Source organism: Mycolicibacter nonchromogenicus (genome assembly GCF_002101775.1).
In the GTDB taxonomy this organism is placed as follows: Bacteria; Actinomycetota; Actinomycetes; order Mycobacteriales; family Mycobacteriaceae; genus Mycobacterium; species Mycobacterium nonchromogenicum.
The window spans coordinates 137,743-162,246 of record NZ_LQPI01000039.1 but is presented as its reverse complement, the minus strand read 5'-3'; the positions used below and the strand labels follow the sequence as shown (position 1 = coordinate 162,246).

The window sequence follows — 24,504 nt, the reverse complement described above, 5'->3', positions numbered from 1 at the left end:
CGCGCGAAGGGCGGCCCACGGCTAGGCTTGTGGGCATGCGAACCGCGTACCATGAGCAGCTCTCGGATCTGGCTGAGCAGCTCGGCACCATGTGCGGCTTGGCCGGGGCAGCAATGGAACGCGCCACTCAGGCCCTGCTGCAAGCCGACTTGATGCTGGCCGAGCAGGTGATCACCGATCACGAGAAGATCGCCGCGATGAGCACCCGCGCCGAGGAAAGCGCCTTCGTGCTGCTGGCGTTGCAGGCCCCGGTCGCCGGCGATCTACGTGCCATCGTCAGTTCCATTCAGATAGTGGCCGACATCGACCGGATGGGCGCGTTGGCCCTGCACGTCGCCAAGATCACCCGCCGGCGCCATCCCCAACACGCACTGCCCGAAGAGGTCAACGGGTACTTCGCCGAAATGGGCAGGCTTGCAGTCGAGTTGGGCAACAGTGCACAAGAGGTGCTGTTGTCGCGCGACCCGGAGAAGGCCGCCCGGATCCGCGAAGAAGACGACGCGATGGACGACCTGCACCGGCATCTGTTTTCGGTGCTGATGGACAAGGAGTGGCGCCACGGCGTGGCCGCCGCCGTGGACGTGACGTTGTTGGGCCGTTTCTACGAGCGGTTCGCCGACCATGCGGTCGAGGTTGCTCGCCGGGTCATCTTCCAGGCCACCGGCAAGTTCCCCGACGAGCACACCCTGCCCTCAAGCGAGTAATGCGTCTATCGCCCGGTAGATGCGCTGTTCGCTGACTGGGCGTGGGGTCCCCAGCTGCTGAGCCCACAGACTCACCCGTAGCTCCTGAATTTGGCGAGCGATGTCGCGCACGTCGTCGTCACCGTGGCGCGCGGTAGGCAGGGCCGCCAATAGGTCCTGGTAGGCGTCCTGGACCGCGTGCACCCGGGCCATCCGTTCCCGGTCGGCCTGCAGCGCACGGGGCAGCTGCTCGAGCCGGCGACGGATCGCGGCGAGGTAGCGGGAGAGGTCACCCAGGCGTGCACGCCCGGTGGTGGTGACGAATCCGGGCGCCAGCAGCGTGTCCAGCTGGGCGACGATATCGGCGACGGCGTCGGCCTGGCCGGCCGGCGGCTGTGCCGGTAGCGCCACCTGGGCGTCTCGGGCCGCGGCCAGCACCTGGGCCACGCGCGCCACCACGTCAGCGGTGGTGGCCACCAGCGCGGCGCCCACCCGGCTCCGCAGCGCGACGTACTCGTCACGGGTCCACACCGGTGCCGGTGTCAACGCGTCGGTGGCGGCGTCGGCACAGTCGTTGATGAGCGCCGCCAGTGTCCCGTCCGGATTCGCCTTGAGCATCAGCCGTGTCTGCGAATCCAGCTGACGTTCAACAGCTTTGACCGGTGAAGGAATATCGCAGCGCAGCAGTCGGCGAATTCCGGGGCCGAGCGCGGACCGTTGCTGCGCCTCAGCGGAGAACACCCGAAGCTGTGCCGTGGCGCCGGCATCGACAAACGCCGGGAAGCCACGCACCGCGCGCCCAGCCACCATCCGCTGCACGACCCGCGGCAGGGTGTCCAGGTCATCCGGCCAGCTGCGCAGTCCGTTGCGTTCCAGGTCCGCCCCCACCGCATCCGCGACGGCCTCGCGGGCCGACGCCGCCAGTCGTTCCTGCAGGGCGCCGAGGTCTTTGCCGCGAGCCACCTCGGCGCCGTCCGCATCCTGAACGGCGAAGGTCACCCGCAGGTGCGCCGGCACCTTGCTCAGATCGAAGTCGTCGATTCCGACCTGAACACCGGTGCGTCGACGCAGCTCGTGGACCAGCGCCTCCAGCAGCGGCTCGCCAGCCGGTTCGATCGCCGACAGCACCGCGCGCGCGGTGTCGGGGGCCGGAACGAAGTTACGTCGCAGATCTTTGGGCAGGGACCGGATCAGTGCGGTGATCAGCTCCTCACGCAGCGCCGGTACCTGCCAGGCGAACTCATCGCCATGCAGGCGTGCCAGCACATCGATCGGCACGTGGACGGTGACGCCGTCGTCGGCGGCGCCCGGCTCGAAGCGATAGGTCAGCGGCAACGTGAGATCTGCGGTGGCCCAACTGTCCGGCCGGTCGGCGCCGAGCGTCTCCTCGGTGCGCAGCAGCTCGTCGCGGGTGAAGGTCAGCAGCTCGGGCGTGACCTTGCGCTGCTTCTTCCACCAGCCGTCGAAGTGCCTCGCCGAGACCACCTCGGCGGGAATCCGGGCGTCGTAGAGGTCGTAGACGGTGTCGTCGTCGACGATCAGATCGCGGCGGCGGACCCGGTCCTCCAGCTCCTGCAGTTGGGTACGCAGCGCGGCGTTGTCGGCCAGGAACCGGTGCCGGGTCTCCCAGTCGCCCTCCACCAGCGCATGCCGGATGAACAGCTCGCGGGCCACCGCGGGCTCCACCCGCGCGTAGCCGACCCTGCGGCGTGCCACCAGCGGAAGCCCGTACAGCGTCACCTTCTCGAAGGCCATCACCTCGCCGCGCTTGGCGTCCCAGTGCGGTTCGCTGTAGCTGCGCTGCACCAGATCCGCCGCGACCCGCTCGACGGTTTCCGGTTGGATGCGCGCGGCGGTGCGCCCGTACAGCCGGCTGGTCTCCACCAGCTCGGCCACCATGGTCCAGCGCGGTGGCCGTCTGGCCAGCACCGAACCGGGCGCCAGCACGAATTTCGAGTTGCGCGCGCCGGCGAACTCGCGGCCGTCGTCGCGTCGCATCCCGACGTGCGACAGCAACCCGGCCAGCAGCGCAGCGTGGATGGCGGCCGGCTTGGCCGGCTCGGCGGATTCGCGGATGCCGATGTCGGCCGCGATGCTGCGCAGTTGGCCCACCAAATCCTGCCATTCCCGGATCCGCAGGTAATGCAGAAATTCATTGCGACACATCCGCCGAAACGCACTGCCGCTCAGAGATTTCCGCTGTTCTGACAGGTATGACCACAAGTTGAGATAGGCGATGAAGTCGGAGTCTTCGTCGACGAACCGGGCATGTTTGGCCCGGGCCGCCTCCTCCTTGTCGACCGGCCGCTCCCTGGGATCGGGGATGGTCAGGGCGGCGGTGAGCACCAGCATTTCGCGCACACACCCCTCGGTCTCGGCGGCCAGGATCATCCGCCCCAACCGCGGGTCCACCGGGAGCCGGGCCAGCCGGCGGCCGACATCGGTGATCTCCCCCTGTGCCGTGAACGCGCCGAGCTCGACCAGCAGCGCGACTCCGTCGCGGATGCTGCGCGAATCGGGCGGGTCGAGGAAGCCGAAGTCTTCCACCGCACCCAACCGCAGCGACGCCATCCGCAACAGCACCGCGGCCAGGTTGGTGCGCAGCACCTCGGGGTCGGTGTAGCGCGGCCGAGTGGCGAAATCGGCTTCGCTGTACAGCCGGATGCAGACCCCGGGCGCGGTGCGACCACACCGTCCGCTGCGCTGCGCGGCCGAAGCCTGCGAGATGGGTTCGATCGGCAGCCGCTGCACCTTCAGCCGGCGACTGTAGCGGGAGATGCGCGCATTGCCCGGGTCGATCACATAGCGGATGCCCGGCACGGTCAGCGATGTCTCCGCCACGTTGGTGGCCAACACGATCCGGCGGCCGGCGCGCGCCGGTGCGAACACCTTCTGTTGTTCGGCGGTGGACAACCGCGCATACAACGGCAGAATCTCGGTGTTGGTCAGTCCGCCGAGAGCTTCTGCGGTGTCGCGGATCTCGCGCTCACCGGACAGGAACACCAAGATGTCGCCGGGTGGTTCGGTGGACAGCTCGTGCACCGCGTCGACGATCGCCTCGATCTCGTCGCGGGTCTCGGTCCGGATGATCTCCTGATCCGGGTCATTGGGATCTGCGGATTCGGCTACGGCCTGCGGGGCGACCGGCAGTTCCAACGGGCGATAGCGGATCTCCACCGGGTAGCTGCGGCCCGACACCTCGACGATCGGCACCTGATCATCAGCTCGGCTGAAATGTGCTGCAAAGCGTTCGGGTTCGATGGTGGCCGAGGTGATGATCACCTTCAGGTCTGGCCGGCGCGGCAGCAACTCCCGCAGGTATCCGAGCAGGAAGTCGATGTTGAGGCTGCGCTCGTGAGCCTCGTCGATGATCAGCGTGTCGTAGCGCAGCAACCGACGATCCCGTTCCAGCTCGGCAAGCAGAATGCCGTCGGTCATCAGTTTGATCAGGGTCCGATCGGACACTCGATCGGTGAACCGGACCGCGTACCCGACGACGTCGCCCAGCGGGCCGGCCAATTCGTCGGCGATGCGCTGAGCCACGGTGCGCGCGGCCAGCCGTCGCGGCTGCGTGTGGCCAATGGTGCCGCGAATGCCCCGGCCCAGCTCCAGACAGATCTTGGGCAGCTGGGTGGTCTTGCCGGAACCGGTCTCGCCGGCCACCACCACCACCTGGTGGTCCCTGATCGCCGCGGCGATCTCCTCCCGGCGATCGCTGACCGGCAGGTCGGGATAGCGGACATTCGGCACGGCGGCGCGCCGTGCGGCGACCAGCGCCTGCGCCTCGCCCATCTTCTCGGCCAGCTTTCGCACCTGCTCGGGCTTTGCGCCACGCAGGCCCTTCAGGCGCCGACCGAAGTACGCCGCATCCCGCAGGGTCAACTCGTCAAGGAGCGTGCGCAGCTGCGCGACAGACGGTTCGACCACTTCGCGAAGCTTACGTGCCCGGGCCGGTCCGACTGTCAGGCGATCGGACCGAGCACCGCCGGGCAGATGTCAGCCGAAACGACCCGAGATGTAGTCCTCGGTCGCTTTGAGTCGCGGATTGGAGAAGATCTTCTCGGTCTCGTCGATCTCGATCAACCGGCCGGGTTTGCCGACGGCCTCGAGGTTGAAGAAGGCGGTCTGATCGCTGACCCGCGCCGCCTGCTGCATGTTGTGGGTGACGATGACGATGGTGTAGTCCTGCTTGAGCTGGGCGATCAGCTCCTCGATGGCCATCGTCGAGATGGGATCCAACGCCGAGCAGGGCTCATCCATCAACAGCACGTCGGGCTGTACCGCGATGGCCCGCGCAATGCACAGCCGCTGCTGCTGACCGCCGGACAACCCGCCACCGGGCTTGTCCAGTCGGTCCTTGACCTCGTTCCACAGGTTCGCCCCACGCAGGGAGAACTCCGCGGTTTCGTCGAGTGTGCGGCGGTTGCGGATTCCCTGCAGCTTCAGACCGGCCACCACGTTGTCGCGAATGGACATGGTGGGGAAGGGATTCGGACGCTGAAACACCATGCCGACGGCTTGGCGGACCCCGACCGGGTCGATGCCGGGACCGTAGATGTTCTCCCCGTCAAGCAGCACCGAGCCCTCGATACGGGCCCCCGGCGTGGTCTCGTGCATCCGGTTGAGCGTGCGCAGCACTGTCGACTTGCCGCAGCCCGACGGCCCGATGAATGCGGTGACACTTCGCGGCGCGACCGACAGCGACACATCGGCAACGGCGTGAAACGACCCGTAGAAGATGTTGAGGTCGGTGAGGTCCAACCTTTTAGCCACCGTGCAGCTCTCCTTGTTCGCCCACCGCTACGCGCTGGTTGCCGAGACCGTCTAGAACTTCTTGGGAGCGAAGATGCGTGCCCCGAACCTGGCCGCCACATTGAGTAGCGCGATCAGCAGGATAAGCGTCAGCGCAGCACCCCAGAGACGATCCGTGGGAACCGCGCCGGCGCCGGCCCCGGCCGAGGTCTGGTCATACATCATTCCCGGCAGCGACCCCATGAAGCCTTGGAACATATCGAAATTGATCGCCTGCGAATAGCCGACCAGGATCAGCAGCGGCGCGGTCTCGCCCATCACCCGGGCCAGCGCCAACAGAATGCCCGTGACGATGCCGGACAGCGCGGTCGGGATGACGATGCTGGTGATGGTCTTCCACTTCGGTGCGCCCAGCGCGTAGCTGGCTTCGCGCAGGTCCATCGGAATGATCCGCAGCATCTCCTCGGTCGCGCGTACGATCACCGGCACCATCAGCAGCACCAACGACAGTGACACCGCGAAGCCGGAGCGGTGGAATCCCAAGGTGGCCACCCACAGCGCGTAGACGAACAGCGCTGCGACGATGGACGGGACTCCGGTCAGGATGTCGACCATGAAGGTCGCGAGCTTGCCCAGTCGGGTGCCGCCACCGTATTCGACGAGATAGATCGCGACGAAGATCCCGATGGGGATCGAGATGGCCGCACACAGCAGTCCTTGCAGCAGCGTCCCGACGATCGCATGGTAGGCGCCGCCACCGGCCACGAACGCCGTCATGCCTGCCTGGGAATGCGTCCACCAGGTACTAGTGGACACCGCCCCGAAGCCGAAGTCGAACACCGAGTACATCACCGATACCAGAGGCACCAACGCCAAGACCATCGCGGAGGTGACCAGCACCGTCGCAATCGCATTGGCCACCCGGCGGCGCAGACCCACCCCCGCGAACGTGCGCGGCTTGAGGGGCCGGTCCAGCAACGCGGTCATGAATGCACCTTCTGGGTGATTGCGGCACGGGCCAGCGCGTTGACGACAAGTGTCAGCACGAACAGCACCAGCCCTGCTGCGATGTAAGCACCCGCCTTGTACTGGTCGTTGAACTCCGACGCGGTGGCGGCGATCTTGGTGGCGAAGGTGGAACCGCCGTCGAACAGCGACCAGTTGAACGCCTGCTGGGTGGATCGCAGAACAATCAGCAGCGCCACCGTCTCACCGAGCGCGCGGCCCAGCCCCAGCATGCCGGCGCTGATGTAACCGGAGCGCCCGAACGGCAGCATCACCATCTTGACCACTTCCCAGCGGGTCGCACCCAGCGCCAGGGCGGCCTCGATCTGACCGCGGGGCGTCTGAGCCAGCACCTCGCGGGTGACCGCGGTGATGATCGGCAGGATCATCACCGCCAGCACGATTCCGCCGGTGAAGATGGTGCCGCCGCCTGCCACCGACACGTTGCCGTCGGCGAACAGGAAGAAGCCACCGAGATGCTCGTTGAGCCACAGCGCGGTGCCGCGTAACTGCGGGGCCAGCACGTACAGTCCCCACGCTCCGTAGATGATCGATGGCACCGCGGCCAGCAGTTCGACCAGGTAGCCCAGCAGGCCCACGAGTTGCCGGGGCGCGTATTCGGCGAGATAGATCGCGACGCCCAGGGCAACCGGCATGGCCAGCACCAGCGCGAACACGGAGACGAACACCGTCACCTGCAACATCTCGGCGATGCCGAAATGCATGGCGGAGGTGTCGGTGGTGATCCAACTGCCGCCGTAGGTGAAGAAGTTCTCCCGGTTACGCTGCAGCGCCGGTATCGCCCGCAGCAGAAGGAATCCTCCGACGGCGCTGATCAAGACGATGATGAACACCCCGGAGCCTTCTGCGACCAGGCGGAACAGCCGATCGTGCAGGCGACTTCCGGTGGTACGCAGCGCCGTCGGGGTCACCGGCGGCGTCGGTGCTGGCGCGGACACGGTCGAGTCGGCGATGCGTGACACCCCCTCATCGCTTGCGGCACGGCGGCTACTGGATCGCGTCGATGGCGGCACCCAAGCGCCGTTTCAACCGGTCCGGCAGCCGGACGTAGCCTGCAGTCGACAATTCGTCCTGGCCGGTGGTTGAGGCCGTCCGCAGGAAGGACTTCACGGCCGCCGACGTGTCGGGGTCGTAGCCCTTGGAGCAGACGATCTCATAGGTCACCAAGACTAGCGGGTAGGCAGCGGCCTGCTTGGTGCCGTAGAGCGACCTCAGGTCCAGCCGCATGTCAAAGCTGTCCTCGGAGACGAATGCGGCCGACTCGATCGCGACACCGGCCGACTCGTCGGTTGCGGCGACCACTCCAGAACCGGAGTCGATCATCGCCGATCGAAGATTGGCCTGGTCGGCGAAGCCTTTCTCGACATAGCCGACGCCGCCGGGCGTGCTCTGCACCGCCTGCACGACGCCGGCCGACTTCTGCGCGCCCTCACCGACGCCGCCCTGGAATTCGCTGCCTGCGCCCTTGGTCCAGGTCTGCGGCGCAGCGGCGCTGAGATACTTCTGGAAGTTGTCGGTGGTGCCCGAGGAATCCGAGCGGTAGATCGGGATGACGGCGGTCGCCGGCAGTTCCACGCCCGGGTTGAGCGCGACCAGCGCCGGGTCGTTCCAGCTGGTGATGGCTCCGCTGAAGATCCCGGCCAGCACGTCACCGTTGACCACCAGGTTTTCGACCCCGTCGAGGTTGTAGGCGATGCTGACCGGCCCGAACACCAGCGGCAGGTGCCACGCCGGGTTCTGGCCGCACCGGTCGGCCGCCTCGGCGACTTGGGCTTCGCTCAGCGGCGAGTCCGAACCGGCGATGTCGACGTGCCCGGCGATGAACTGCTCGCGGCCCGCACCCGAACCCGTCGGGTTGTAGGACAGGTTCTTGCCGGCGCACACCTTGCCCCACACCTGGTTGAACACCGCGATCGCGTTCTGCTGAGCAGTCGATCCCTCGGCGGTCAGCGTGCTCTTACCGGCACACTCGGCGGAGCCGGCTTGGCTCGATGCGGCTCCGGTCCCTGCGGAGCCTGCGGTGTTGTCATCGCTGCCGCAGCCGCTGAGCGCCATCCCCATCATCGCCACCGCCACCAGGCCAAGACCCGCTTTGGTGCGTCTCATCAGTTCTCGCTTTCTGGCCTCCGGTTCAGATCTCTCCGGGAACGTATGCGGCACTCATGGATGGCAACCACATGGCAGATGAACGGACGGTGAACAGATGTCCGGTGCCCGCGTCAGGGCTGATTCACTGCGGCGTAGGCGGTGTCGACACTGTGCACGACAAATCCCAACTGCTCGTAGGTGCGCAACGCCGCGGTGTTGTCCGCCTCTACGTAGAGCAGCACGATCGGCTCCTCGACATCGGCAAGCCGTTCTGCCAGATAGACCAGGCCGATCTCGGTGAGCACGCGGCCCAGACCGCGGCCCTGGGCAGCCGGATCGACTCCCACGACGTAGACCTCCCCGGCCCGTTCGGCGCCCGGTTTGCCGGCGTGGATCTTGGTCCAGTGAAACCCCAGCAGCACGGTTCCCTCGAAGGCCAGAAACAGTCCGGCCGGATCGAACCACGCCTCGGCTCGGCGCTGGGCCAGATCGTCGGCCGTCCAGCCGCCCTGCTCTGGATGCCAGGAGAACGCGGCATTGTTGACCCGCAACAGTTCGGCGTCGTCATCCTCGCCCGCATAGGTGCGAATCGTCACGCCGGGCGGGATCACCGTGCTGATGCGGCGGTCCCAGCTTCGGCTCTCCTGCGTCGAACCTTGCTGAACCGCCGGGCTGATGCGGCGGTCCCAGCTTCGGCTCTCCTGCGTCGAACCTTGCTGAACCGCCGGCTGCGGCAGCCCACGCAGCGATCGGCGCATCTGCAACAACTCGCGCACCGGGTCCAGGCCCAGCGCTTCTGCGGTGGATCGGGCGGCGGGCAGCGTTCCGTGCGCCCAGAACCTGGCGGCGCCGTCGGTCCTGGCCAGTGCGGCGCGCACCAGCGCCGCCCCGATGCCGCGCCGCCGGGCGTGCGGCGCCACCACCAGCTCCGCCATCGGGGGGGCGTCGCGCGAGCCTGCAGTCAGGTTCAAGTAACCCAGCACTGTCGCGCCGTCACCGCCGAGAAGATGATCGGTGCGGGACGCGGAGAGCTCTCGCAGCACCTGCTCCCCCACCGGAGTGACGCCGTCATGGCGGCCGGCAGCGGCGATCAGTTCACGGACCTGCCGCTGCTCGTCAGCGGTCAGTGCGGCATGCCATTGCGGCGCGGTCACGAACCCGTCAACGACTCGGGTGCACCACCGTCGAGGTCATCGACCAAGTCGTCATCGCCGTCATCGTCGGAGACGGCCGCGGAGTGGCCCCGCGCCGGCCGGACCGCCTTGTAGCCGACGTTGCGGACCGTGCCGATCAGCGACTCGTATTCCGGGCCGAGCTTGGCGCGCAACCGCCGAACGTGCACATCGACCGTGCGGGTACCGCCGAAGAAGTCGTAGCCCCAGACCTCCTGCAACAACTGTGCCCGGGTGAAGACCCGGCCGACATGTTGGGTCAGGTACTTCAGCAGCTCGAACTCTTTGTAGGTCAGGTCCAGCGGGCGGCCCCGCAGCCTGGCGGTGTAGGTGCCCTCGTCGATCACCAGCTCGCCGAGCTTGGTCTGTCCCGACGCCTGCTCGGCCGCCGGGGCGCCGCGACGTCCGGTCAGCAGCCGCAGCCGCGCGTCGGTCTCGGCGGGTCCAGTACCCGGAAGCAGAATTTCGTCGATACCCCATTCGGCGTTGACCGCCACCAGTCCGCCTTCAGTCACGATGGCGACCACCGGGACCGATCCCGCGGTGGCGCTCAGCAGCCGGCACAGTCCGCGGGCAGCGGCCAGATCGGTGCGCGCGTCCACCAGAACCACTTCAGCCGAACCGGCCTCAAGCAGGGCGGAAACCTCTGGCGCGGCCGTCCGAACGGTGTGCGCGAGCAGGGACAGCGACGGCAACACCCCGTCAGGGTGCAGGTCAGCGGTCAGCAGCAGTAACTCCAATAGAGGCCCTCCAGAGTCCCAGGTGATCTAACGATAGCGTGCGACCTGCCAGAATGATCCAGTGCGCAGGGTGCTTCTCGGTATGTCGGCCGCGATCGCGGCCGTGGTCTTGGTGGCGTCCGGGGTCGATTTCGGTGCCGGCATCTACGCCGAATATCAATTGTCCAAGGCGGTGCGCCAGGCTACGGACCTGCGTGCGGACCCCTTCGTGGCGATCCTCGGCTTCCCCTTCCTGCCGCAGGCGCGCCGCTCTCACTACAACGAGGTGGAGATCAAGGCCCCGGCCGTCGAGCAGCCGATGATCGGCAAATCGATGCTGGAGGCCACCATGCATTCAGTCGATCTGACCGCCGCCACGTGGCGGTTCCGGCCGGACGCCCCGATTCCGGTGGCCAGGCTGGAGAGCCGGATCATCATCGGTTCCGTGCATTTGGGCCGCTACCTAGGCATTCGCGACCTGATGGTGGAGGCGCCACCGGCCGAGACCAACGACAACACCGGCGGCACCACGGAGTCCGGAATCTCCAGCAACCACGGGCTGGTATTCACCGGAACGCCAGCGGGTTTCGGCAAGCGGGTGAGCGTGGCCGTGGATCTGTCGATCAGTGGGGAAGATCACAGCACCTTGGTGATCACCCCGACCGGCGTGCTGACCGGGCCAGACACCGCCGACCAGGACGTGCCCGAGCAACAGCGCACCGCGGTGCTCGCCGCGTTCCGCGGCAACCTGCCTGCGCAGCGGCTGCCGTTCGGGCTGGTCCCCACCAGCCAGGGCGCCCGCGGCTCCGATGTGATCATCGAGGGCATCGCCGACGACATGACGATCACCCTGCCGGAGTTCCGCCAGAGATGAGCATTGTTGCGATCGTCGCCGCCCTGGGGTTCGCCGGTGGGCTCGGATGGTGGCTGAACCGACGAGCCGGCGTATTGCGGGAAATGCCCGATCCCGTACCTGGGGGCGACGCGGCCGCATCCGACGCCGCCTTTCTGGGGCTGGCGGCCGGCGGTCCGGCGGTGGTGCACTTCTCTGCGCCGTGGTGCGGACCCTGCGCCGGTGTGCGCCGAGTGGTCGAGAAGGTCTGCGATGACCTCGGCGGTGTCGCCCATCACGAGATCGACATCGATGCCAACCCTGAAGCGGCACGCAGGTTCTCGGTGCTGTCGCTGCCGACCACGGTGATCTTCGACGCCGACGGTCACCAGCGGTACCGCGCCGCCGGTGTCCCGACGTCGGCGGACCTGCGTTCCGCACTGGAACCTCTGTTGGCTTGACCGCCCCTGCGTTGGGTAAGCTCTCCCTCGTGTTCGCCCGCCTTGAGCTTGTGCTCACCAAGCGCCGCACAGTCGACCTGTGCCGCACCGCGGGCTGCTGCTGTTGTTGTCGTTGTCGCTGAGACGCGCCTTTCGCGTCGCTATCGGAGCCGCCCGGGAAACCCTGGCATGCCTCCACCAGCCACTCGCCACGACAGCCAGGAGCAGTTATGCCGAACACCGACACCACACAGGTAGACGTCCGGGGTCCCCGGTTCACCGCCTGGATCACCACCGCCGTACTGGTGGCCGTCTTGCTCATCGCCGAATTCAGCCCGGTGGCTGCGGCCGCCCTGCTGGCCGCCCAAGCCGTGGTGTTCGCCGTCGGCGCCGCATTGGGCCCCCGCAGGCACCCTTACGGCTTCTTGTTCTCCCGGCTGGTGGCGCCGCGGCTGGGGCCGGTCACCGAACGTGAGCCGGTGGCGCCGCTGCGCTTCGCCCAGCTCGTCGGCCTCATCTTTGCCGTCGTCGGAGTCGCGGGTTTCGCGTTCGCTCCGACTGTCGGCCTGATCGCGACAGCCTTTGCACTGGCGGCAGCCTTCCTCAACGCCGCCTTCGGCATCTGTCTGGGCTGTCAGCTCTACCCGCTCGTCGTACGCCTACGGCCGAACGCGGCCTGACCACTCATCTCCCCCATAGCAATTCGAAAGGATCCCCACCATGGCACGCTCTGACGTCCTGGTCTCCACCGACTGGGCTGAGAGCAATCTCGACGCGCCCAACACCGTCTTCATCGAAGTCGACGAAGACACCAGCGTCTACGACATCAACCACATCCCGGGCGCCATCCGGCTGGACTGGCGCAAGGACCTGCAGGACCCGGTACGGCGCGACGTCATCGACGAGGCCTCGTTTTCCAAGCTGCTCTCCGAACGCGGCGTCGCCAACGACGACACCGTGATCCTCTACGGCGGCAACAACAACTGGTTCGCCGCCTTCGCCTACTGGTACTTCAAGCTGTACGGACACGAATCCGTCAAGCTGCTCGACGGCGGGCGCAAGAAGTGGGAACTCGACGGCCGTCCGCTGTCGAGCGAACCCGTCAGCCGGCCCGCCACGTCTTACACGGCCAAGCCGCTGGATGAATCCCTGCGGGCCCGCCGCGACGACGTGATCGCGGCGATCAACACCAAGAACCTCGTCGACGTGCGCTCCCCCGAGGAGTTCTCCGGCAAGATCCTGGCTCCGGCGCACCTGCCTCAGGAGCAGAGCCAGCAACGCGGCCACGTCCCGAGCGCGATCAACGTGCCGTGGAGCCGGGCCGCCAACGAGGATGGCACCTTCAAGTCCGACGAGGAGCTGGCCAAGCTGTACGCCGACGCCGGCCTGGATGGTCAGAAGGAGTCCATCGCCTATTGCCGCATCGGTGAGCGCTCGTCGCACACCTGGTTCGTGCTGCGTGAGCTGCTCGGACATCGCAACGTCAAGAACTACGACGGTAGTTGGATGGAATACGGCTCCCTGGTGGGTGCCCCGATCGAATTGGGAAGCTGATATGTGCTCTGGACCCAAGCAAGGACTGGCCCTGCCTGCCAACGTGGACCTGGAGAAGGAGACCGTGATCACCGGCCGCGTGGTCGACAGCAACGGCGCGTCCGTCGGTGGCGCCTTCGTCCGGCTGCTCGACTCCTCGGACGAGTTCACCGCTGAGGTCGTCGCCTCGGCCACCGGTGACTTCCGGTTCTTCGCGGCTCCGGGTGCCTGGAAGGTTCGTGCCCTGTCCTCGGCCGGCAATGGTGACGCCGTGGTGACCCCCGCCGGGGCGGGCATCCACGAGGTCGACATCAAAGTCGCCTGACGACTCGCGATAGACTCTCCCCCGTGGTGTTGTTCTTCGAGTTGATGCTGGTGGCGGCGACTGGCCTGATCACCTGGTTCGCGCTGTACACGCTGTATCGGTTGATCACCGACGAGATGTGAGTGCTTCCGACGGCGGCACGGCCGACGGCGGCGAGCGCCAGGTCGTCCGGGGTTCCGGCGACCGCGCGGTAGCCGCCGCCGCTGAGCGTGCCAAGCAGACTGCGGCACGCAACATCCCGGCCTTTGACGACCTGCCGTTCCCCGATACCGCCAACCTGCGCGAGGGCGCCAATCTGCACGACGCCCTGCTGGCGCTGCTGCCCTTGGTCGGGGTGTGGCGTGGCGAAGGCGTGGGTCACAGCGCGCACGGTGACCACCGGTTCGGTCAGCAGATCGTGGTGTCCCACGACGGTGGCGACTACCTGAACTGGGAGGCGCGCTCCTGGCGGATCTCCGACGACGAGTCCAGTGAGCAGGCCCTGCGTGAAACCGGCTTCTGGCGGTTCGTGAACGACCCCGACGACCCGGACGAGTCTCAGGCCATCGAACTGTTGCTGGCGCACTCTGTGGGCTACGTGGAGCTGTTCTACGGGCGCCCGCACGGCCCGGCGTCGTGGGAGCTGGTCACCGACGCACTGGCCCGCAGCAAATCGGGGGCGCTGATCGGTGGAGCCAAACGGCTTTACGGGATCGTCGAGGGCGGCGATCTGGCCTACGTCGAGGAGCGGGTGAATGCCGACGGTGAGCTGGTGCCGCACCTGTCGGCGCGACTGTCACGCTTCATCGGCTGATGGTGCGTTGACTGTGCCCTGCGCGCGCAGCTTCTCGCTCTTGTGCGCGGTGACCCAGCGTCAGTGCCCGATTGCGGTGTCGACCAGCCCGGCGAACTCCTCCGCCGACAGCCGCGGGTGTAGTGGCCGGCCGTCCAAGGTGTGCACCCGCGCGGCCAGGGTGATGCTGGAAACCAACCAGAGATCTTGCGCCGCAGCGAGATCCGCCGGCCGCAACGGGGCGTATTCGCATTCATAGCCGGCTCCGCGAGCCACCTCGAACAGCGCCTCGGCCGTGGTGCCGCGCAGGATCGGATGCGACAGCGGCGGGGTGATGAGCCGTCCGGGCTCGGCCAGCACCACCGTGGAGCGCGGACCCTCCAAGACGTAACCGTCGGAGCTGATGAAGATGACGTCGTCGGCGCCCTGTGTCGCGGCGTACCGCAGCGCCGCCATGTTCACCGCGTAGGACAGCGTCTTGGCGCCGGCCAGCAGCCACGGCAGCTCCAGCCCCTGCGCCGACAGGCCACGGTCCAACGTCACCACCGCCACGCCGTCCCGGCGGACGTCTGCGATGCGTTCCGGCAGCGGGGTCAGCAGAACGTAGGCGGTCGGCGCAGGATCAGCCGCAGAGCCGCTCTCCCGGCCCCGGCTGTAGATCATCCGCAGGGAGCCCTCGCCCGTGCCGGCCCACTGCTGCACCGCCTCGTCGACGGCACGGCGCCAGTCGTCCAGGTTCGGGGCGGGCAGGTCCATCAGCTCGGCGGAGCGAGCCAGCCGCCGCAGGTGAGCGTCGAGCAGGCAGGCGGTGCCGTCGCGCACCAGCAGGGTCTCGAAGACCCCGTCGCCGCGCAGCGCCGCCAAGTCGTCGGCGTGCAGCAGCGGTGAACCCGCCGCCACCGGCCCGCCACCCACGGTGACGACGGTCACGACACTGTCTTGTGCATCGGCCTGCGCTGCCATGGACCGTGAGCGTAGCGGCTCCGTAGAGTTGACCCGTGTCCGCCGTCCCCGCACCCGATTCCGGCCCCGATGCGGGCGCTGTCTGGCACTACGGCGACCCGTTCGGCGAACAGCGCAGCGCGGAGACCGCGGCGGTGCTGGTGGATCGGTCGCACCGGCCGGTGCTCGCGCTGAGCGGCGCGGAGCGCGGGACGTGGCTGCACTCGTTGTGCACCCAGCACGTCGCCGAACTGCCCGACGGCGCCAGCACCGAGAACCTGACCCTGGACGCCAAGGGCCACGTCCAGAATCACTGGATCCAGACCGAGCTGCGCGGGCAGACCTACCTCGACACCGAGCCGTGGCGTGGTGAGCCGCTGGCCGATCACCTGCGCAAGATGGTGTTCTGGGCCGACGTGCGGATCGAGCCCACGGATCTGGCGGTGCTGTCACTGCTGGGTCCCGAGCGGGACGGCCCGGCCGTCCTCGCTGAGCTGGGGCTGGTCGAACCGCCCGGTGCTTCGGCGCAGCCGCTCGGAGATTCCGGGGGCTTCGTTCGTCGTACCCCCGGCCAGGACACGCTGGAAGTGCTGGTGCCGCGCGGTGAGAAGAGTCATTGGCAGCGCCGACTGGCCCAGGCCGGGGTGCGCCCCGCCGGGGTGTGGGCCTACGAAGCCAACCGGGTGGCGGCGCGTCGGCCGCGGCTGGGCGTGGACACCGACGAGCGCAGCATTCCGCACGAGCTGAATTGGATCGGCGGGCCCGGTGTCGGCGCCGTACACCTGGACAAAGGGTGCTACAGCGGGCAGGAGACCGTAGCCCGGGTGCATAACCTGGGCAAACCGCCCCGGATGCTGGTGCTGCTGCACCTGGACGGATCCGTGGACCGGCCCTCGACCGGGGACCCGGTCACTTCGGGCGGACGCGCCGTGGGCCGCCTCGGCACGGTGGTGGATCATTTCGAGCTCGGTCCGATCGCGCTGGCGCTGCTCAAGCGCGGACTCCCCGCCGACACCCCGCTGCTGACCGGCCCCGAATCCGAGGTCAGCGCGGTGATCGACCCGGAATCGATGCCACCGCCGGATGCGCCGGGCGCGGGTCGCCTCGCCGTCGACCGGCTGCGGGGTCGGCTTTGATCGTTGTCACACCAGCGCAGGGCAGGTCGGCAGCTCTGCGATCGGCACGGTAAGCTGTCGGCAGGACAATAAACACATTCAGATCGGAGCCGCCTGCTCGTTGGGCCGCTCCGTTATTGCGCGAGGGGGTCCCCCCATGGGCCGCGGCCGGGCTAAGGCGAAGCAGACCAAGGTTGCACGCGAGCTGAAGTACAGCTCACCGTCGACCGATTTCTCCCAGCTCCAACGTGAGCTGGCGGGGGCTGATGTCAAAGACTCCGATGGTGACGACTCCTGGAACGACGACGACTGGCGTCGTTGAGCGCCGGTCCGGACCAGCTAGAGCTCGGCAGACCCGATAGGGTCTAGAACCTCGGGTGCTCCCCGACGAGCCTGGCCCCATCTCCCGGTTCCGCGTCCTTCCCCGGCTTGGCAACTGTGCCGAGCGGCCAGCAGTCGACGTGGCGAGCCGTCAGGATTGCCAGCGCGCGGTCGGTGTCCTCCGGCGCGACGACGGCAACCATTCCCACGCCCAGGTTGAACGTCTTCTCCATCTCGGCGCGACTCACGCGTCCGCGCTGAGCGATCATCGCGAACACCGGGGCCGGCGTCCAGGTGCCACGGTCCACCTCGGCGACCAGCCCGTCGGGGATGACGCGGGCCAGGTTGCCCGCCAGGCCGCCGCCCGTCACGTGGCAGAAAGTCCGTACCTGAGTCTCTGCGGCCAGCGCCAGGCAGTCTTTGGCGTAGATGCGCGTGGGCTCCAGCAGTTCCTCGCCCAGGGTGCGGCCGAACTCCTCCACGTGGCCGGCCAGGTTCATTCGATCGATGTCCAACAGCACCGCCCGCGCCAACGAGTAGCCGTTGGAGTGCAGGCCGGAGGACCCCATGGCGATCAGCACGTCGCCGGGACGGACCCGGTCCGGGCCGAGCACATCGTCGGCCTCGACCACGCCGACGCCGGTCGCGGAGATGTCGTAGTGATCCGGCTCCATCAGCCCGGGGTGTTCGGCTGTCTCCCCGCCCAGCAGGGCGCAGCCGGCCTGGACACACCCCTCGGCGATCCCGGAGACGATCGCGGCGACGCGTTCTGGCACGGTGCGGCCGACGGCGATGTAGTCCTGCAGGAACAGGGGCTCGGCACCACACACCACCAGGTCGTCGACGACCATGGCCACCAGGTCGATGCCGACGGTGTCGTGTTTGTCCAGCGCCTGGGCGATCGCCAGCTTGGTGCCGACGCCGTCGGTGGAGGACGCCAGCAGCGGCTCGCGGTAGTCGTTGCGCAGGGCGAACAGGCCGGCGAAGCCGCCGAGGCCACCCCGCACCTCCGGCCTGGTGGCCTTGGCGGCCAGGGGCTTGAACAGTTCGACGGCGCGGTCACCGGCGTCGATGTCCACTCCGGCCGATGCGTAGGTAACGCCCTGGGAGCTTGATTCTGCTGAGGTCATCGCGCTAAAGGCTACCGGTCGCAGACTGCGGACGGTATCGCGCTCGACGTTCTGGGGTCAGAGCCGGTTGTGGCGCACCTGATTGAACGGCACGCCACGGTCGGCGGCGTACTCACGGGGCAGGCCCAACACTCGTTCGGCGATCACATTGCGCGCCATCTCGTCGCTGCCTCCGCCGAGCCCCACGGTCTGCCGCGACAGGTACCGCCGACCCTTGCTGAGCAGCTGCGCCTCGTCGTCCACCACCGCCAACGGACCGGCCACCGCCATCGCGGTGTCGACCTCCAGGTAGGTCACATCGGAGTGGAACAGCCGGATGATCGAGGCCGCCGCGGGGGGAAGTTCACCGCTGCGCATGCCACGCCCGGCGTAGTCGATGAGCTTGTCGCGCACCATGCGCCGCGCCAGCACCCGCCCGATCTGGTCTTGGGTCAGTGGGTCGTCCGCGGTGCCGGCGTCACGCGCCAGGGTCAAAAAGTCGGCGGCGGCCATCTCGGTACGTTCGGGGCCGCGTCCGCTGGCGAACTCCGACCCCTGCCCCACCGCCCGCCGCTCGTGGTAGAGCAGCCGCGACGCGACGTCCCAGCCCTTGTTGACCTCCCCCACCACGGTGCCGGGCCCGAGTCGCAACCCGTCGAAGAACTCTTCGCAGAACTCGTTGGAGCCGTCGACCTGCTCGATGCGGCGCAACGTGACGCCTGGCGCGTCGATCGGGACCAGGAACATCGTCAGCCCGTCATGCTTGGGCACCGTCGCATCGGTGCGGGCCAACAACAGCCCGAAGTCGGCGGCGAACGCACTGGTGCTCCACGTCTTGGCCCCGCTGACCACCCAGTCGTCGCCGTCGCGGTCGGCACGGGTGATCAGACCGGCCAGATCGGATCCACCGCTGGGCTCCGAGAGCAGTTGCACCAAGACCTCGTCGCCGCGCAGCGCAGCGCTGATGTGGCGGCGCTTCTGGTCCTCACTGCCGGTGTCGAGCAGCGTGGCGCAGCAGATGGTGAAGGTCGGGACGTTGAGGATCAGCGGCATCTCGTAGCCGGCGGACTCGACGTCGAAGGCCTTTTGATAGCGCAGGTCCAGGCCGAGACCGCCGTACTCGCGGGGGAAGCAGATACCGGCGAAGCCGCCCTCGTACAGCCGCCGCTGCAGTTCGCGTGCGCGTTGCCAGGCGCCCTCGTCGTCGCGTCCGTTGCGAGGGGGGCGCTGCGGGTCAAGGCGCGGCATGTTGGCGGCCAGCCAGTCACGTGCCGACGCGGCGAATTCGTCCACGGTGATGTCGTTCATGCGGCGGGCTCCGTGCTGCTGGCGGCGGCATAGATGGCCTGGTGGTGCTCGGCGGGTGTGCCGAGCAGGTTCCGGTACAGGGTGGCTCGGCGTAGATACAGGTGCAGGTCGTGTTCCCAGGTGACGCCGATCCCGCCGTGCAGTTGCACGCACTCCTGAATGAGCCGGCCGGCATGTTCACCGAGATAGGACTTGGCCGCGCCGGCCCACATGGCGGCGTCGAGGTCGCGCGCGGCCACCTTGTCCACGGCGCCGGCGGTGATCGCACGGCAGGCGTGCAGCCACATGGTCATGTCGGCGAGCCGGTGTTTGATCGCCTGGTAGGACGCCAGCGGCCGGCCGAAGCTGTAACGGTCGCGTGCCCACGCGACGGTCATGGCCATGACGGCGTCCAGGATTCCGGCCGTTTCGGCGCACACCAGCACGATCCCGACCTGGGTCTGACGATCGATGAGTGCGCCGGTCTGCGCCGCGGTGCCGACAACCGCAGACGCGTCGACTTCGGTGTCGCTGAATTCGATGCGTGCGTACTGCTTCACCAGGTCGATGCCGGACTGCGGCGTCACGCGCACTCCGGCGGCGTCGGTGCGGACCAGGAACTGGCGCACGGCACCCTCGTCGGTGCGCGCCCCGATCAGCACCAGGTCGGCCCGGTCGCCGGCCTCCACCCGATCTTTGACGCCGTTGAGCCGGTACCCACCCCCCGGGACGCTGGTCGCGGTCAGGCCCGGCTGGTGAGGGCGAAAGCCCCGGCCGGGTTCGTCGGGGGCCCAGGTCGCCACCGTCTCACCCGCGGTCAGTGCCTCGATGGTCGCTGCATGAGCGTCCCGGTTGTCGGCGTCGACGAGGCCGGCCAGCACCGTGCTCACCGGGTACAGCGGCCCGGGCGCCACGGTACGTCCGATCTCGGTGGCGATGGCGGCCAGATCGCGCAGGCCGCAGCCCGAAACGCTGCCGCCGCCGAGTTCCTCGGGCACCAGCAGGCCGGCCCAGCCGAGATCGGCGGCCTGGTGCCACCATGTCGCGTCGTAGGAGTCTCCCTGTGCGTGCAGCTTGCGGTAGTCGCTCAGTGCAGCGGTCTTGTCCAGGAACGCCCGCGCCGTGGTGACGAAAAGCTCGCTTTCCGCTGACAGATCGGTCATCTCGTCTCCTCTTGAACGCCAACGGTGTTGGTGTTCGGCTTCACCTGAGCGGTCACCGGATGGGCTCGTCACCGTACACGGTGGTGCGCAGCATCTCCCGGGGAGAATCGGGATCATAGGGCGCGGCCCGGTGCAGTACGCCGCGGTTGTCCCAGATGACTGTGTCGCCCACCGACCAGTGGTGACGATAAACCTGCGCGGGCTGTGTGGCGCGCGCGAGCAGTTCGTCCAACAGCGCGCGGCCCTCGTCGAGATCCATTCCGACGACGTAGTCGGCGGAGGCGCCCAGCACCAGCGATCGGCGCCCATTGCGGTGCGTCCACACCAGAGGATGTTCGTGGGTCGGTCGGGCCCGCCAGCGCGCCAGCTCTTCCGGGGACGGATCGGGGGTGACGCGGCGCTGGGAGGCCTCCAGGGAGTGGACGACACGCAGCGCGCCATAGCGCCGCTTCTCGTCGTCGGTGAGCAGGTCGTAGGCGGCATACGAGCTGGCGAATTCCGTCTCGCCGCCCCGCTCGGCCACCTGCACCGCCGAGAGCACGGTGGCTTTCTGCGGGTATTCGTCGCCGGTCGGCGTGCACCCGTCGATATGCCAGTCGAAGGTGGCGCGCAGATAGCTCGCCGAGGAGTTCTTGGACCGGTTGAGCGTGACCGGGTAGATACCTGAGACCTCGTGGTGGCCGTCTGCGGAGTAGTCGACACTGCCGAGGCGCCCGCAGAATGCGACCTGGGCGCGCGGGTCGATGTTCAGGCCGCGGAAAACCAGGACACCGTTGTCCTCCAACGCCTCAAGCACCGCGGCGCCGAGGCCCTCGTCGGTGGCCAGCAGCTCCGGATCGACGCCGAGGACCTCGGCGCCGACCGAGGACGTCAGCTTGTTGATGGTGAGCAGACTCATCGGCCTGTCCTTTCTGACAAGGGTTTTCGCGCCGGTGACCGCTAGGGAATGGGCCAGCCTGTGCGGGTCATGACGGCGTCGGCGGCATCGACGGGCGCGGGCTGGCCCATGATCTCCACCGCCATCGCCACCATCACCAGCGAATAGATCAGGTGCAGCAGGTTAAGCGCGTCTTCGGGAAGCTCGTCCAGCGCGAACTTGTCGCAGTAGTCGATCGCTTCCTCCAACCGCGGGAAGAAGGCATCGTAGAACTCCCGCAGCTCGCCGATGGTGCTGTCCAGCCGCTGCTGGAATCGTTCGGTTTCGGTTGGCAAGCACCAGGTTTCGGCGAATCGCTCAAGCTCAGCGAAGGCGCTCGGCAGCCGCGCGGCGGTCATTGCACAGCTCCCGCGCCGGCTCGCTCACGCCGGTAGTCGTCCACCCAGGCCCCGACCACCTTGTGCAGGTGGCGCACCAAGATCTCCTGATCGTTGAGCGGAAAGTCGTCGACGATGCCGTATTCGAGTGCCGCCTGGGTGCCGCCGAGCATCCCGGCGTCTTGCAGCGCGAATTCCTTGAGCACCACCGACGCCACCTCGTGCTCGATGCGCTCGCGCACGGTGCGTGCTGGATGAAAGTAGGTGTGGGCCTCGAACCGGTGGGTGTTGTGCGAGGTGGGCCAGTACCGGTAGAGCAGATACCAGCCGCCGTAGATGAGGATCTCGGTGTTGGGGAAGATCTGGAAGTTGCTGATCCCCCACGGTTCGATGCCGCCCGGATTCAGCCCGGTCGGCAGCTCACCGATGTCAGGGGTCTCCCAGGGCCCGACCAGCCCGCTGCGGGTGGCCCGCTCGATCGGGTACATGTACTCCGGGGGCAACAGCCAGCGGCGCCGGCCGGCGGTCGAGACCAGGCGGTGCGGGCCGTCGAGCTGGAAGTGGCCGCAGGTGAATCCGGCACCGGGCACCCGCACCCGTGCGGGCACCTGCTGGGAGTGCAGTGCCGGAACGTGGTAGTACTCCTGGAAGGCGTCGGCGAAGATCTTCCAATTGCTGTTGTTGTGTGCCACCCAGTCGTAGCGCTCGGTCAGCTTCTCGAACGGGTAGCCGTCGAGACCGGTGATCATCGGCCCGAGAAACTCCCGCAGGCTCTGGCGCGGCTCGGTGTCTAAGTTGACGAAGACGAATCCGTTCCAGATGTCGCAGTGCACCGCCGGTGTGTCGGCGCCGTCGAATTCATGCGGTCGGCGGCAACGCTTGCAGATGATCGCCTCTGCCTGTCCGGCGGTCTCGCGATCCGGGAAGTCTTGCCAGACCAGCTTGGTTCCGCAGCGCGGACAGACGTTGTGGAAGGCGCGGATTCCCCCGTCGGTGTGGACGAGAAGCACGGAGGCCCCGGCCACTTCGATCTCCTTGGTGGCAAAACTGCCGTGTTCGGGCACCTCCTCGATGCGGGCGATGTTGAGCCAGGCGCGTTTGAACACCGCTTCGCGTTCGAGTTCGAAGAACTCTGCCGATGTGGAGTCGGCGAACGAGACCGGCCCGGTGCCCAGTTCCGGATAGTGCTCCGTCCACGATCCCTCGGGGGTCCGGCCCGCTAGCACCGACGATTGCTCTGTCACAACACCGCCCCTCCGTTGACACCCAGCACCTGGCCGGTGATGAAACCGGCTTCCTCCGAGCACAAGAACCCGACCGCCGTGGCGATGTCCGCGCCGGTGCCCAGCCGGCCCATCGGGATGTTGGCCGCGATCTGGTCGTTCGGCGGCAGGTACCCGGCGGCCTGGCCCTGGTGCTGCATGGGCGTCTCGATACCCGACGGCGGGATGTTGTTGACCGTGATGCCTTGGGCGGCGTATTCACGAGCCAGCGACTTGGTCAGGGTGATAACCGCTCCTTTGGATGCGGCGTAGTGCGCGGCGAACGGCGATCCCCGCTGGGCGCTGGATGAGGAGATCATCACGATGCGCCCCCACCCGGCAGCGACCATGTCCGCCAGGGCGGCCTGGCAGCAGTGAAACGTGCCGGTCAGGTTCACGTCGATCATCCGGGCCCAGGCCTCGGGGGTGATGTCGGCGAAGGCCGAGTAGCCGAATACGCCCGCGCTGGTGACCAGGGCGGCGACCGGGCCGAGTTCGCTGCGCACTTTGGCGAACGCCTCCTCGACCGCGGCCCGGTCGGTGACGTCGGCCTCGACTCCCAGCGCGGTGGCGCCCTGGCTCCGCACGTCGTCGGCAACCCGCTGCGCGGCTTGGCCGTTGACGTCGAGAACCGCGACGCGGTAGCCACGCCGGCCCAGTTCATGACAAATGGCCTCACCCATGCCGGAAGCGCCACCGGTCACCACGGCGACCCGGGTCATGGCTTCGACACCGTCGTGGTCATCACCAACGCTTCACCCTCACTCGTCGACTACTCGCAGTGCACGGTTGCCGGGTAGCGGTGCACTGTCCGCATCCGCAGCATCACAAGCACGTTATCAAGTACTTGTCATTACCTCAAGCAGTCGATGTGCGCCGGCCGCATCCGTCCGGTCAGGGCAGCTTGATCGCCGACACGTACATCTCCACGACAGGCCGGTAGAGATCGACGTCGTCGAGTTGACTTCCCAGGACGACGGAATCGCTGGTGGCGATGAGCACCTGGGCCAACGTGAGCGGCGCGACGAGCAGTGTTCCACCGAGCCGGTCGACGCCTTCGACGATGAATCTGGCCAGCGCTTCGACGACCTCGGACCTCTTGGCGGCCACTCGCTCTCGCGCTTCCGGATTCCGCAACAGATACAGGGTGAACTCATGTCCCAGCGCGGCATGCTCGGCGCCACGGTCACGACTCAGCTGGCGCCACCGCTCGGCGATCTCATCCAGTTCTCGGGCACCGACCTGCGGCGCCGACGACATGATCTCGGCGAAATTGTCGAAATAGCGCCGCCAGTACCGGTCACTCACCGCCAGGAAGAGGTCTTCCTTGGTGGCGAAGTGCTTGTAGATGGCGCCCTTGGTGTATCCGGCGGCGTACGCGATGTCATCGAGAGTTGCTGTGGTGAAACCCTTTTCGGCAAACACGTCCTCGGCAGCGTCCAGGAGAAGCGACCGGGTGTGCGCCAGCCGCCGCTCTCGTGTCCACCGCTCCGCCATGCCGAGAATTGTGCCACAGGGATCTGAGAAACCTATTGGTTGCTCAGATACCAGCTGGTATGTTCGCCGCATATTCACGGGATCAGTGCTGCGCTACGACGATTGAGAAGAGGAGGTCATGAGCGGACCGTCGGGCGGTGGGAACACGCCCTCTGCCACGCAGTCGCTGGCGCCGCCCCTCGACGCCCAGGTTCAGCCCATGGCCAAGCCCG

The 24,504-nt window shown here is 67.6% G+C and carries 26 protein-coding genes; 10 read left to right on the top strand and 16 right to left on the bottom strand.

What is annotated here, in order from left to right:
- Positions 1-35 precede the first annotated feature (35 nt).
- Positions 36-704 carry a phosphate signaling complex protein PhoU gene (gene phoU, locus AWC18_RS09075; protein WP_064996547.1) on the top strand — a complete coding sequence of 223 codons (669 nt, stop codon included), beginning with the start codon at positions 36-38 and terminating at the stop codon, positions 702-704.
- Here the strand turns inward: phoU and hrpA are convergent.
- The 7 genes from hrpA to AWC18_RS09040 form a co-directional block, all read right to left on the bottom strand.
- Positions 693-4,610 carry an ATP-dependent RNA helicase HrpA gene (hrpA, locus tag AWC18_RS09070; RefSeq protein WP_064996480.1) on the bottom strand — a complete coding sequence of 1,306 codons (3,918 nt, stop codon included), beginning with the start codon at positions 4,608-4,610 and terminating at the stop codon, positions 693-695. The two genes, phoU and hrpA, sit on opposite strands and share 12 nt — an antisense overlap.
- A 69-nt stretch (positions 4,611-4,679) precedes the next feature.
- Positions 4,680-5,456, bottom strand: a complete 777-nt coding sequence (gene pstB / locus AWC18_RS09065; protein WP_064996479.1) for a phosphate ABC transporter ATP-binding protein PstB — start codon at positions 5,454-5,456, stop codon at positions 4,680-4,682.
- Positions 5,457-5,507: 51 nt separating this feature from the next.
- Entirely contained in the window at positions 5,508-6,422 is a 915-nt protein-coding gene (gene pstA / locus AWC18_RS09060; RefSeq protein ID WP_064996478.1) for a phosphate ABC transporter permease PstA, read from the bottom strand.
- Positions 6,419-7,423 carry a phosphate ABC transporter permease subunit PstC gene (gene pstC / locus AWC18_RS09055; protein ID WP_064996546.1) on the bottom strand — a complete coding sequence of 335 codons (1,005 nt, stop codon included), beginning with the start codon at positions 7,421-7,423 and terminating at the stop codon, positions 6,419-6,421. The genes pstA and pstC overlap by 4 nt, the downstream gene beginning before the upstream one ends.
- 25 nt (positions 7,424-7,448) lie before the next feature.
- Positions 7,449-8,567: a phosphate ABC transporter substrate-binding protein PstS gene (pstS, locus tag AWC18_RS09050; protein WP_064998180.1), complete on the bottom strand. Its 1,119-nt coding sequence runs from the start codon at positions 8,565-8,567 to the stop codon at positions 7,449-7,451.
- Between the two features lie 113 nt (positions 8,568-8,680).
- Positions 8,681-9,703: a mycothiol synthase gene (gene mshD / locus AWC18_RS22330; RefSeq protein ID WP_064998179.1), complete on the bottom strand. Its 1,023-nt coding sequence runs from the start codon at positions 9,701-9,703 to the stop codon at positions 8,681-8,683.
- Positions 9,700-10,461: a winged helix-turn-helix transcriptional regulator gene (locus tag AWC18_RS09040; RefSeq protein WP_064998178.1), complete on the bottom strand. Its 762-nt coding sequence runs from the start codon at positions 10,459-10,461 to the stop codon at positions 9,700-9,702. The genes mshD and AWC18_RS09040 overlap by 4 nt, the downstream gene beginning before the upstream one ends.
- An 82-nt stretch (positions 10,462-10,543) precedes the next feature.
- Here AWC18_RS09040 and lmeA point away from each other — a divergent pair, with 82 nt between their 5' ends.
- The 7 genes from lmeA to AWC18_RS09010 all read left to right on the top strand — a co-directional run bounded on the left by lmeA (position 10,544) and on the right by AWC18_RS09010 (position 14,363).
- Entirely contained in the window at positions 10,544-11,314 is a 771-nt protein-coding gene (gene lmeA, locus AWC18_RS09035) for a mannan chain length control protein LmeA (protein ID WP_064998177.1), read from the top strand.
- Positions 11,311-11,733: a thioredoxin family protein gene (locus tag AWC18_RS09030; protein WP_064998176.1), complete on the top strand. Its 423-nt coding sequence runs from the start codon at positions 11,311-11,313 to the stop codon at positions 11,731-11,733. Before lmeA ends, AWC18_RS09030 begins: the two co-directional genes overlap by 4 nt.
- Positions 11,734-11,762: 29 nt before the next feature.
- Positions 11,763-11,855 carry a putative leader peptide gene (locus AWC18_RS22325; RefSeq protein WP_420093323.1) on the top strand — a complete coding sequence of 31 codons (93 nt, stop codon included), beginning with the start codon at positions 11,763-11,765 and terminating at the stop codon, positions 11,853-11,855.
- 87 nt (positions 11,856-11,942) lie between these two features.
- Positions 11,943-12,392 carry a DUF4395 domain-containing protein gene (locus tag AWC18_RS09025; RefSeq protein WP_064998175.1) on the top strand — a complete coding sequence of 150 codons (450 nt, stop codon included), beginning with the start codon at positions 11,943-11,945 and terminating at the stop codon, positions 12,390-12,392.
- A 40-nt stretch (positions 12,393-12,432) separates the two neighbouring features.
- Positions 12,433-13,266: a sulfurtransferase gene (locus tag AWC18_RS09020; RefSeq protein WP_064998174.1), complete on the top strand. Its 834-nt coding sequence runs from the start codon at positions 12,433-12,435 to the stop codon at positions 13,264-13,266.
- Between the two features lies 1 nt (position 13,267).
- Positions 13,268-13,570: a DUF1416 domain-containing protein gene (locus tag AWC18_RS09015; protein ID WP_064998173.1), complete on the top strand. Its 303-nt coding sequence runs from the start codon at positions 13,268-13,270 to the stop codon at positions 13,568-13,570.
- A 118-nt stretch (positions 13,571-13,688) separates the two neighbouring features.
- Positions 13,689-14,363, top strand: a complete 675-nt coding sequence (locus tag AWC18_RS09010) for a heme-binding beta-barrel domain-containing protein (protein WP_064998172.1) — start codon at positions 13,689-13,691, stop codon at positions 14,361-14,363.
- Positions 14,364-14,423: 60 nt separating this feature from the next.
- Here the strand turns inward: AWC18_RS09010 and AWC18_RS09005 are convergent, their stop codons facing one another.
- Entirely contained in the window at positions 14,424-15,305 is an 882-nt protein-coding gene (locus tag AWC18_RS09005) for an aminodeoxychorismate lyase (RefSeq protein ID WP_064998171.1), read from the bottom strand.
- A 35-nt stretch (positions 15,306-15,340) separates the two neighbouring features.
- Here AWC18_RS09005 and ygfZ point away from each other — a divergent pair, with 35 nt between their 5' ends.
- Together ygfZ and AWC18_RS08995 are read left to right on the top strand one after the other, a co-directional pair.
- Positions 15,341-16,420 (top strand): CAF17-like 4Fe-4S cluster assembly/insertion protein YgfZ, encoded by a 1,080-nt coding sequence (gene ygfZ / locus AWC18_RS09000; RefSeq protein ID WP_064998170.1) that lies wholly within the window; start codon positions 15,341-15,343, stop codon positions 16,418-16,420.
- Between the two features lie 136 nt (positions 16,421-16,556).
- Positions 16,557-16,721, top strand: a complete 165-nt coding sequence (locus tag AWC18_RS08995) for a DUF3073 domain-containing protein (RefSeq protein WP_076048882.1) — start codon at positions 16,557-16,559, stop codon at positions 16,719-16,721.
- Positions 16,722-16,764: 43 nt separating this feature from the next.
- Here AWC18_RS08995 and purM read toward each other — a convergent pair whose 3' ends face one another.
- The 8 genes from purM to AWC18_RS08955 form a co-directional block, all read right to left on the bottom strand.
- A complete protein-coding gene (gene purM, locus AWC18_RS08990; protein WP_064998169.1) occupies positions 16,765-17,850 on the bottom strand; it encodes a phosphoribosylformylglycinamidine cyclo-ligase in 1,086 nt (361 codons plus the stop codon).
- A gap of 57 nt (positions 17,851-17,907) precedes the next feature.
- On the bottom strand, positions 17,908-19,137 hold the full coding sequence (locus AWC18_RS08985; protein ID WP_064998168.1) for an acyl-CoA dehydrogenase family protein: 1,230 nt from the start codon (positions 19,135-19,137) through the stop codon (positions 17,908-17,910).
- Positions 19,134-20,279: an acyl-CoA dehydrogenase family protein gene (locus tag AWC18_RS08980; RefSeq protein ID WP_085138465.1), complete on the bottom strand. Its 1,146-nt coding sequence runs from the start codon at positions 20,277-20,279 to the stop codon at positions 19,134-19,136. Before AWC18_RS08980 ends, AWC18_RS08985 begins: the two co-directional genes overlap by 4 nt.
- A 52-nt stretch (positions 20,280-20,331) precedes the next feature.
- The gene (locus tag AWC18_RS08975) at positions 20,332-21,177 is read right to left on the bottom strand and encodes a TauD/TfdA dioxygenase family protein (protein ID WP_064998166.1); all 846 of its coding nucleotides are present in this window, start codon (positions 21,175-21,177) and stop codon (positions 20,332-20,334) included.
- A 41-nt stretch (positions 21,178-21,218) separates the two neighbouring features.
- Entirely contained in the window at positions 21,219-21,554 is a 336-nt protein-coding gene (locus AWC18_RS08970; RefSeq protein WP_076048877.1) for a hypothetical protein, read from the bottom strand.
- The gene (locus AWC18_RS08965) at positions 21,551-22,777 is read right to left on the bottom strand and encodes an aromatic ring-hydroxylating dioxygenase subunit alpha (protein ID WP_085138464.1); all 1,227 of its coding nucleotides are present in this window, start codon (positions 22,775-22,777) and stop codon (positions 21,551-21,553) included. The genes AWC18_RS08970 and AWC18_RS08965 overlap by 4 nt, the downstream gene beginning before the upstream one ends.
- On the bottom strand, positions 22,774-23,517 hold the full coding sequence (locus AWC18_RS08960) for an SDR family NAD(P)-dependent oxidoreductase (RefSeq protein ID WP_085138463.1): 744 nt from the start codon (positions 23,515-23,517) through the stop codon (positions 22,774-22,776). The genes AWC18_RS08965 and AWC18_RS08960 overlap by 4 nt, the downstream gene beginning before the upstream one ends.
- A 172-nt stretch (positions 23,518-23,689) precedes the next feature.
- Complete coding sequence (locus AWC18_RS08955) at positions 23,690-24,292, bottom strand: TetR/AcrR family transcriptional regulator (RefSeq protein ID WP_085138462.1); 603 nt, start codon at positions 24,290-24,292, stop codon at positions 23,690-23,692.
- Positions 24,293-24,504 lie beyond the last annotated feature (212 nt).

Excerpts from the sequence above, each read along its gene's own strand:
- phoU (WP_064996547.1), top strand. The coding sequence starts at position 36 with ATGCGAACCGCGTACCATGAGCAGCTCTCGGATCTGGCTGAGCAGCTC.
- pstA (WP_064996478.1), bottom strand. The coding sequence starts at position 6,422 with ATGACCGCGTTGCTGGACCGGCCCCTCAAGCCGCGCACGTTCGCGGGG.
- pstS (WP_064998180.1), bottom strand. The coding sequence starts at position 8,567 with ATGAGACGCACCAAAGCGGGTCTTGGCCTGGTGGCGGTGGCGATGATG.
- lmeA (WP_064998177.1), top strand. The coding sequence starts at position 10,544 with ATGTCGGCCGCGATCGCGGCCGTGGTCTTGGTGGCGTCCGGGGTCGAT.
- AWC18_RS09030 (WP_064998176.1), top strand. The coding sequence starts at position 11,311 with ATGAGCATTGTTGCGATCGTCGCCGCCCTGGGGTTCGCCGGTGGGCTC.
- AWC18_RS09025 (WP_064998175.1), top strand. The coding sequence starts at position 11,943 with ATGCCGAACACCGACACCACACAGGTAGACGTCCGGGGTCCCCGGTTC.
- AWC18_RS09020 (WP_064998174.1), top strand. The coding sequence starts at position 12,433 with ATGGCACGCTCTGACGTCCTGGTCTCCACCGACTGGGCTGAGAGCAAT.
- AWC18_RS09015 (WP_064998173.1), top strand. The coding sequence starts at position 13,268 with ATGTGCTCTGGACCCAAGCAAGGACTGGCCCTGCCTGCCAACGTGGAC.
- AWC18_RS09005 (WP_064998171.1), bottom strand. The coding sequence starts at position 15,305 with ATGGCAGCGCAGGCCGATGCACAAGACAGTGTCGTGACCGTCGTCACC.
- AWC18_RS08995 (WP_076048882.1), top strand. The coding sequence starts at position 16,557 with ATGGGCCGCGGCCGGGCTAAGGCGAAGCAGACCAAGGTTGCACGCGAG.
- purM (WP_064998169.1), bottom strand. The coding sequence starts at position 17,850 with ATGACCTCAGCAGAATCAAGCTCCCAGGGCGTTACCTACGCATCGGCC.
- AWC18_RS08985 (WP_064998168.1), bottom strand. The coding sequence starts at position 19,137 with ATGAACGACATCACCGTGGACGAATTCGCCGCGTCGGCACGTGACTGG.
- AWC18_RS08980 (WP_085138465.1), bottom strand. The coding sequence starts at position 20,279 with ATGACCGATCTGTCAGCGGAAAGCGAGCTTTTCGTCACCACGGCGCGG.
- AWC18_RS08975 (WP_064998166.1), bottom strand. The coding sequence starts at position 21,177 with ATGAGTCTGCTCACCATCAACAAGCTGACGTCCTCGGTCGGCGCCGAG.
- AWC18_RS08970 (WP_076048877.1), bottom strand. The coding sequence starts at position 21,554 with ATGACCGCCGCGCGGCTGCCGAGCGCCTTCGCTGAGCTTGAGCGATTC.
- AWC18_RS08960 (WP_085138463.1), bottom strand. The coding sequence starts at position 23,517 with ATGACCCGGGTCGCCGTGGTGACCGGTGGCGCTTCCGGCATGGGTGAG.
- AWC18_RS08955 (WP_085138462.1), bottom strand. The coding sequence starts at position 24,292 with ATGGCGGAGCGGTGGACACGAGAGCGGCGGCTGGCGCACACCCGGTCG.